Below are 4,292 nucleotides of genomic sequence, written 5' to 3' on the forward strand. Positions count from 1 at the left end.
AGACGCTCAACCAATTTGTTTTAAAGGTCGGAAAGGGCAAAGGGAGAAAATTAAAACCGTCCCTGACTGGCCGCAACGGTTAAGGGATTTTGTTGATCAACTTATTGAAGACTTAGACAAACAGTAAGATAAGGATAGTTATGGGTAGAAATTATCTAGCTGTTTCTACCCCCATAAATCTGGTTTTCCATAAATCTGGTTAGTTGGGTTTCTGGTTTCATATCTAGCATACTGGAAATTGGTGTAGGAAAATCTATTTGGTATAAAGCTAGTTCCCATTCAAACTAACTTTTTGAGCATTCAAACTAAATAGACTGTTGAGGAACTGTAAGATCCACCAATTTGATAAGTAATTGGACAAAAATATTTACAGTCATTGCGAGCGAAGGGAAGCAATCACAACCCTTGCGGTTGCTTCATTTCACTTCGTTCCATATGGCTAACGCCACGCAACGCTTACGCAATGACATCGTGTAATTAATTCTGTCTCACTACTTAGCCTCTACAATTTCCATAGGTAACAATTCCTCTACTGGTTTATTTTGGCTTGCTGCATAGCCAACAATCCCCTTGAGGGCATAAACCGATAAAATAGCAGTTCCCTTTAATTGCTCACTGTTCCATTGGTAAGTATTAATGGTATCAAGGGCATTTTGAATATCCATAAAATTCTGTTTAATTAATAATTTGAATAGGGGAATTATCCCTCTATATTCTAGCTTGCCTTGGGGTACAGTCGAGTTAAAACCATTGGTCATTAGTCATTAGTCATTAGTTATTAAATTATTTCCCCCTGACCTCTGCCTATTCCCTATTCCCTATTCCCTAACATTTGTTTGATTATAGGAGTTACGCATTGACAGAATAACAAAATAGTGAATTGATAAGTATAGGTCGTCTACTTACTAGGTATCGGACACTCAATCATTCTTGCTACACTCAACCATAATCCACTATAAATTCCAATCACGACGATAATTAAAGAAACTTAGTAGCAATTCTGAAAAAGTATGGTTCTGATTAATTCTCTGTCTATGCCATTCTCGCGCTATTTCCATAAGAATTTCGGAAAAACTGGGATGAATAGGTGATAGTTTAGCCAAATACTGAATTTTCATATTTTGTGAGATTGCTAAACTAATTAAATTAATTAATTCTTCTGCTGCTATTCCCAATATAGAACATCCCAAAATTTTTCCATTTTCCAAAACTACTAATTTACAAACACCTGTAATTTCTCCTTGTATTTGTGCCGCCGTGGCTGTTTTAAAATATTGCTTAAAAACTAAAACTTGCTTCTGAGAATATTGGTTTTTAGCTTGTTTTTCTGTTAAACCAACTTGTGCTACCCTGGGCTGAGAATATATTCCCCAAGGAACAAATTCATAATTAACTTTTAGTTTGGGAAAGAATAGGGCATTTTTTACAGCAATATTAGCTTCATAATTACCAATATTCTGAATATCATAACCACCTAGCACATCACCACAAGCATAAATCCGATGATTTGTAGTTTGTAATTTTTCATTGACAACCAAGCGGTATTGATGCCATTTTACTCCCACCGCTGGTAAATTCAAATACTCTAAATTTGGCTGTTGTCCAGCACAAATGAAAATTTCATCGGTTTCAATGGCTTGATTTCCAACTTGTACCCATTTCTTATGATCTATTTGTCGGACTTGGGTAACTTGAGTTTGTGTTAAAATCCGCACACCATCAATTTCTAATTGTGCTGTTAGTAATTTGGCTATTTCTGCATCAAGACTAGGCAAAATACTAGAATATTTGACTATTAATGTGACTTGACAACCAAATCTGGCTAAAACTTGGGCTATTTCTATACTTTGAGGAATACCACCAATTATCACCCAATTTTCGGGTAATGTGGTTTTTTCTAAAGATTGCCAAATATTAGCTAAAGTTAGATATTTAATAGTATCTAATCCTGAAATATCAGGAATTAATGGACGAGAATCATTAGCGAGTAAGTAGGTGCGACTATATAAGCGTCTTTCATTAACCGTAAAACTTAATTGAGGAGAAGATTGAAATTGACCATTACCAACAATAATATCAACTCCTTGGGCAGCTAAATTCGCCAAAGAATGTATTTGATTAATATTTTTGGCAACAGCATTTGCATAAAACAATCCTTTTTTCCAGTTCAGAAATTCCAGATTTAAGTGAATATTTTTTTCGTAAGTTCCTAGATTTACTAAATTATAATATTTCTGGGTAGTTTGACTAATTTCGCTAAGTATGTATTGATAATTTAAATTATAGTTATGAGTAAAATCTGCGCTGACAATCAAGGCAACTTTAGCGTGTAGCTGAGTAGCACTTAAAGCAGCTTGGTATCCAGCAATACTGCCACCAATAACAACGATGTCGTAATCAATATTTGTCATTTGTCATTAGGTAATTTTATTCTTCCTTCTTCCTTCTTCCTTCTTCCTTCTCCCTTCTTCCTCCTGATAGCGCAGCGTTAGCCATACTCCTGAATGGGCGCAGGGACTGCGCCCCTACCGCCTGAACTCCTGCTATTGATTTTGAATTGTTTCAAGTGCTGTTAATAGGCATTGATTATCAGCTTTTGTACGGACTGCGACACGGAAAAAGCGATCGCCTAATTCTTTAAAACTTAAGCAATCACGAATTAAAATCTGGTGTTGCCGAAGCAAATGTTGTTGTAACTGGGAAGTAGATCGTTGAGATTCTACCAATAGGTAGTTAACAGAGCCTTCTATGGGTGTTAAACCAAGAATTGAGGCTAGACCTTGAAATAGTTGATTTCTCGCCCCTGGCAGCCATTTCCAGGTGAGATTTTGAAATTCTGTATCTTGGAGGGCGGCGATCGCTGCGGCGGCTGCTAAAGTATTCACAGGCCAAGGATCTCGCCATGATTTCCACTTAGCTAAACGTTGAGGGTGAGCGATCGCATATCCTAATCTTAGCCCTGGTAAACTGTAAAATTTGGTGAGCGATCGTAAAATCACCAAATTCTCGTATTCCTGCACCAACCCAATTAAACTTTGTTCCTCTTCCGGCGGCAAAAAATCCATAAACGCTTCATCTACCACCACCAAGGCAAACCTTTCCAAATACGGTAAAACAGATTCCCGTGAGAATAACTTTCCCGTTGGATTATGGGGATTATTCAGCAATAACCCAAAACCTGAAGTCTTCAGCCCGAAATCTGGCAATAGAGAAATATTCCCTTTCCCCGTTGCCAAATCCACAGGAAACTCCAGAACTTTAGCATTATCAACCGCAAGAGTGCGGTAATAGTCGCCAAAAGCTGGAGTTAGTACAACCGTTGCTGCTAATTGTGCTAATTCTCTACCCACCAAAGTTAATAGTTCTGCTGAACCATTACCCGGCAAAATCCACTCAGTAGGTAATTCATGAAAATGACTCAGAGCAAGTCGTAATTCACCATACTCTGGGTCAGGATAATTCCTCAAACTACCTAGTTGAGACACAATCGCCGTAATCACACTATTTGGTGGTCCCAACGGGCTGATACTGGCAGAGAAATCCACAATAGCATCAGGGGAACAGCCAGCCAGTGCTGCTGCCCAAGCCAAATTTCCCCCGTGTGCTTGTTGTGGCATCAAAAATGTTTTTCCTATAACTGAACTTACTCTTTTGGCTCTTTTGGGGGCGCTACTCTTTCTCTAAACAGTTTTCCAGCAGAGAAAGCGGGAACTCTGGTAGCGGGAATTTCCATTTTTTCATTCGTTTTGGGGTTACGTCCTTCACGGGCCTTGCGTTCCCGTGATTCAAACGAACCAAATCCCACCAATGTTACTTTATCACCGGAAGAAACCGCTTCCACAATAGTTTCGATGGCAGCACTCAAAACTTGGTCAGCCTGTTTCTTGGTAACGTTAGCCTTTTCAGCTACTGCATCAACTAATTCGCCTTTGTTCATGTTAAACTCCTAAAGTTTTATCAGAGATTATTTCTCAAGATGCACCATTAAAGCATCTTTACCTAAATCTCTGTTTGTAGAAATACAAAAATCGTTCCCTGAGAGTATTTACACTCAAAACCGCTGCAAATACGATTGACTTGACTTTTCAATGAATCATTCTAAGGTGTTGTAGCCCGAAGTGGATAGATGAAACTATTAATTTATATAGATTTCAGGATTTTTTTTCTTTTTTACCTCTTTCTTGTAATTAAAATACCCTATTTTTTAGAAATAAATACTTAGTTGTCATTGGTCATTGGTCATTTGTCATTTCCCCCTGCTCCCTGCCCCCTGCTCCTGTCTCTTATACACA

General features: G+C 38.1%; 4 protein-coding genes. All 4 read right to left on the reverse strand.

What is annotated here, in order from left to right; all coding sequences use genetic code 11:
• Positions 1–491: 491 nt before the first annotated feature.
• Positions 492–758 carry a hypothetical protein gene (locus IQ228_RS22140; protein ID WP_027401741.1) on the reverse strand — a complete coding sequence of 89 codons (267 nt, stop codon included), beginning with the start codon at positions 756–758 and terminating at the stop codon, positions 492–494.
• A 195-nt stretch (positions 759–953) separates the two neighbouring features.
• A complete protein-coding gene (locus tag IQ228_RS22145; RefSeq protein ID WP_193964450.1) occupies positions 954–2,411 on the reverse strand; it encodes an NAD(P)/FAD-dependent oxidoreductase in 1,458 nt (485 codons plus the stop codon).
• Between the two features lie 132 nt (positions 2,412–2,543).
• On the reverse strand, positions 2,544–3,617 hold the full coding sequence (gene cobD / locus IQ228_RS22150; RefSeq protein WP_193964451.1) for a threonine-phosphate decarboxylase CobD: 1,074 nt from the start codon (positions 3,615–3,617) through the stop codon (positions 2,544–2,546).
• Positions 3,618–3,643: 26 nt separating this feature from the next.
• Positions 3,644–3,937, reverse strand: coding sequence for an HU family DNA-binding protein (locus IQ228_RS22155; protein WP_027401744.1), 294 nt, complete (start codon positions 3,935–3,937; stop codon positions 3,644–3,646).
• Positions 3,938–4,292: the final 355 nt, after the last annotated feature.

It is taken from the genome of Dolichospermum sp. LEGE 00246, from assembly GCF_015207865.1.
GTDB classification, from domain to species: domain Bacteria; phylum Cyanobacteriota; class Cyanobacteriia; order Cyanobacteriales; family Nostocaceae; genus Dolichospermum; species Dolichospermum heterosporum.